Below are 378 nucleotides of genomic sequence, written 5' to 3' on the forward strand. Positions count from 1 at the left end.
GAAATTAATAACCCAGTCCTAACTGTAAAAACTCTAGGACATCAATGATACTGAAGTTATGAATACACAGACTACGAAGACCTAAACTTTGACTCATATATAATTCCAACATCAGAACTAAAACCAGGAGAACTTCGACTCCTAGAAGTTGATAACCGAGTAGTACTACCTATAGAACTACCCATTCGTATATTAATCTCTTCAGAAGATGTCCTCCACTCATGAGCAGTACCCTCACTAGGACTAAAAACTGATGCTATTCCAGGACGATTAAATCAAGCCACATTAACATCAACCCGCCCAGGTTTATTCTACGGACAATGTTCAGAAATTTGTGGGTCAAACCATAGCTTCATACCAATCGTCCTAGAAATAGTC

At 38.4% G+C, this 378-nt stretch carries 1 pseudogene; it reads left to right on the plus strand.

The annotated features are described in order from the left end of the window. Nucleotides 1–66 precede the first annotated feature (66 nt). Nucleotides 67–378 (plus strand): annotated as a pseudogene (locus CRJ03_RS20575) (cytochrome c oxidase subunit II); the annotation flags it as partial.

The sequence above is a fragment of the Roseovarius nitratireducens genome (assembly GCF_002925845.1).
GTDB classification, from domain to species: domain Bacteria; phylum Pseudomonadota; class Alphaproteobacteria; order Rhodobacterales; family Rhodobacteraceae; genus Roseovarius; species Roseovarius nitratireducens.